This is a genomic window from Pseudomonadota bacterium, from assembly GCA_010028905.1.
In the GTDB taxonomy this organism is placed as follows: Bacteria; Vulcanimicrobiota; Xenobia; order RGZZ01; family RGZZ01; genus RGZZ01.
In genome coordinates this window covers 1-3,369 of the sequence record RGZZ01000514.1, presented here as the reverse complement: position 1 = coordinate 3,369, position 3,369 = coordinate 1, and the positions used below count along the sequence as shown (strand labels likewise).

General features: G+C 69.2%; 3 protein-coding genes. All 3 read right to left on the bottom strand.

The features are described 5' to 3' along the window. The coding region (locus tag EB084_22100) for an FAD-binding oxidoreductase (protein NDD30957.1) at positions 1-735 on the bottom strand (735 nt) is incomplete at its 3' end. Beyond that, the gene (locus EB084_22095) at positions 732-2,330 is read right to left on the bottom strand and encodes an SIS domain-containing protein (GenBank protein ID NDD30956.1); all 1,599 of its coding nucleotides are present in this window, start codon (positions 2,328-2,330) and stop codon (positions 732-734) included. The genes EB084_22100 and EB084_22095, both read right to left, overlap by 4 nt. Further along, on the bottom strand, positions 2,287-3,201 hold the full coding sequence (locus tag EB084_22090; protein NDD30955.1) for a cobalamin-binding protein: 915 nt from the start codon (positions 3,199-3,201) through the stop codon (positions 2,287-2,289). The genes EB084_22095 and EB084_22090 overlap by 44 nt, the downstream gene beginning before the upstream one ends. Positions 3,202-3,369 lie beyond the last annotated feature (168 nt).

The following is a 3,369-nucleotide window of genomic DNA, read 5'->3' as shown; positions in this document are numbered from 1 at the left end:
GAGCGTCCCCTCGCTGCCGATCATCAGGCGCGCCAGCATGCGCAGCGGGTCGGTCTCGTCGAGGAACGCATTGAGGCTGTACCCCGTCGTGTTCTTGATGGCGTACTTGCGCCGGATGCGCGCAACGAGATCGGCGTTCGAGCGCACCGCGTCGCGCAGCGCAACCAACCCCCGCGCAAGCGGGGTCTCGGCGAACACCGCGCTGTCACGCGCGCTGTCGAGCAGCGATCCGTCCGGCAGCACCATGACCATCGACTCGAGGGTGTGATAGGCGTTGTCGCGCACCCCGCAGCACATGCCGCTCGAGTTGTTGGCCAGTATGCCCCCCATCATGCACGCGTCGATGCTTGCCGGGTCCGGGCCCATGCGACGACCGTGGGGGCGCAGCGCGGCATTCACCGCGGCGCCGATGACGCCAGGCTGCACCCGAACCCGCAGGCCGTCATCGAGCAACTCGAGCCGACGCCAGTGACGCGCCACCTCCACCAGAACGCCATCGGTGACTGCCTGGCCGGAGAGCGAGGTCCCCGCGGTGCGAAAGACCAGCGGCACGCCCTGGGCACGCGCGGTGACGAACAGCCGGCGCACCTCATCGACCGAGGCCGCGTGCACGACCGCCTGCGGCACGAGGCGGTAGCACGACGCGTCGCTGGCGTAGCGCACCCGATCGATCGCCGCGACCGACACGCGCGATTCGGGCACCGCCTGGGCGAGCGCGCGGGCCAGATCGCTCACGCGCGTCGCAGCCGCTCGAACACCCGCAGAACGATGGGCTCGCTCGGCGGCGTGTCATCGATCTCGGCGAACACGGCGTGCGCCACCTCGTCATAGGAAGCCGTCTTCCCCTCGTCGGCGAGCAGCAGCGTGACGTAGCGGATGGTGCGGTCGATGAGCTTCTTGTTGCTCGGACGCACCCAGGTCATGACATTGCGGGTGTAGCGACCCAGGCGCCCCATCACCAATGTGGAGTGGATGTTGAGCGCGATCTTGAGCAGCAGGTGCTCGAAGAGCAGGGGCAGCGGGGCCATGCTCAGCGCGCCCCCCACCACGCCTTCCGGCGATGTGAGCGACAGGCTAACCCCTCCCTCGACCGTGCGGCCGATGGCAAACACCTCATCGGGTCCGCGTGAGCGACCTTCACGAAGCGCCCAGGCATGCCAGCGCGCGGCCCGCTTCTCGGGGAGGGCGTCGCTGAAGTCGAAGCCGAGCAATCGCGCGCGACCCGCCACGACCGCCACCCCTTCCCACTCGAGCGTGCGCGGCTCGCGTCGCAGCAGGGAGCGCCAGGCCTCGAGCGCCGACCCCGTCCCGGGGATGTGCACGTAGCTCAAGGCCGGCTCACGTGTCGGGTCAGCGTCGTTCTCGAACGCCCGCATGCTGAAGGTGGGCGCGCGCTCGGTGGTGTCGGTGACCACGGTGATGCCGTGGGTGCGCGTCTCGTATCGCACCCCGCCTCCCGCCGCGTAGATGTCGCTCTCCAGACAGACCAGAGCGGCCACGAAGCCCAGGTCGACGCGGCTCACCAGCTGGGTGAAGGCGACCACCTCGTCAGCCACCGCTGCCGTGTGATCACACGCCAGCAGCGCCAGTCCCACGGCCAGCTGCAGAACGGTGCTCGCCTGCATGCGCGTGCTTCCGCTCAGCGCCATGCAGCCGACGAAGAGACTGATCTTCTCGATCTGCTCGCTCTCGATGACGGCGCGCGATCGCGCGACCGACATCAGCGACTCGTCGGGATTGCAGTAGAGGAACCAGGGGCGACGTCGCGACACGCGCGCCGCCTCCTCGGTGGCGCCGATGACGAAGGGGGTCTCGCCCCCCTCGGTGCACGCGATGAGCAGATCGTCGTCACCAAACCCCAGCTCGCGCAGCTGTCGAGCGCCATAGGCGGGGATGTCTTCAAAGTTCTCGATGGAGTGGACCAGGGCGAGATCGCCGCCCGCCATGAAGGCCACCACACGATCTTCATGAGGCGCACCCGCATTGCGCTCACGCCAGAGCACCTCGAGGGCCAGCGACAGGCGTCCGGTGGCGCCGCAGCCGCAGAGAAACACCCGACCGCCGGCGTCGAGGGTCGCGGTCACCTGCTGGCGCAGCGCATCGATGCGCGGAGCGGCCGCCTCGACGTGCGTGAGGGCATCGACATCGACCTCCTGCAGCAGCGCCACCGCGCCCCCCACATCGTCGCGCGCAAGCTGCGCCAGGGCCTTCGTCTTCGGATGCTGCCCCTCGGTGGGCAGGCTTCCGAGACGAAAATGAGACGCCTCGCGCAGAAAGGCCTCGGCGTCAGCCAAGGGGCTCCCAGGCGCGACCGCAGTGCCCGAAGTCAAACGCGTCGGGGTGGAGCAGCTCGCACAGGATCTCGAGAGACTCGGCCAGTCGCGGGCCCGGACGGTTGAAGTACTGGTTGCCATCGGTGACGTACACGCGCCCGTCGCGCACGGCACGCAAGGACGTCCATTCGGCGCGCTCGGTGAGCAGCGGCATGTCGACGCGGGTGCGCGCGATGTCGAACCCGCATGGCAGGGCCACGATCACGTCGGGGTCGCTGCGCACGAGATCGTCCCAGGTCATCCACGGGGCGTGCTTCCCCGCCTCGCCGAAGAGATTGACGCCGCCTGCCATCTCGACCAGGGTCGGCATCCAGTTGCCACTGGCCATGAGGGGGTCGACCCACTCGATGCAGGCCACCCGCGGACGCGTGCCGCACGCCAGGGCGCGCGCGGACACAGAATCCATGCGGGCCCTCAGGGCATCGACCAGCTCCGTGCCGCGCTCAGGCGCCCCCAGGGCCTCAGCCACGCGGCGGATGTCGGCCCACACGTCATCGAGACTGTCCGGCTGGCAGCTCACGATGCGCGGCCGGCTGTCGACCCAGCTGCAGAGCGCATTCTCGACGTCTTTCGTGCTCACGGCGCAGACCTCGCACTGCGACTGGGTCACGATCACGTCGGGGCGCAGCGCGGCAAGCATGTCGGCGTCGACCTGATACACCGAGAGGGCGTCGCGCAGCAGCGCTTTCACGCTGCGGTCGATGTCGGCGCTCGCCCCTCCGATCTCGAAGCGGGGCGAGGTGCAGACCGGGAGGGTCGACACCGACGCGGGGAAGTCGCACTCGTGCGAGCGACCCACCAGCGACTCAGAGAAGCCGAGCGCCGTGACGATCTCGGTGGCGCTGGCGATGAGCGAGACGATACGCATACGCCGAGATTCCGCCGCTCGTGGGGCGAACCCTTTCACGCCCCCCGTGGAGGAGACTCCGACACACGGCCGCGAATCTCCATCAGGTGAACGGTCCCACTCCGCGCAGGCGCCAACCGGGAAGCTCCGGCGGCGCTTCCTCCATGGCCTGGATCGGCGGCATGCTCG

Excerpts from the sequence above, each read along its gene's own strand:
- EB084_22090 (NDD30955.1), bottom strand. The coding sequence starts at position 3,201 with ATGCGTATCGTCTCGCTCATCGCCAGCGCCACCGAGATCGTCACGGCG.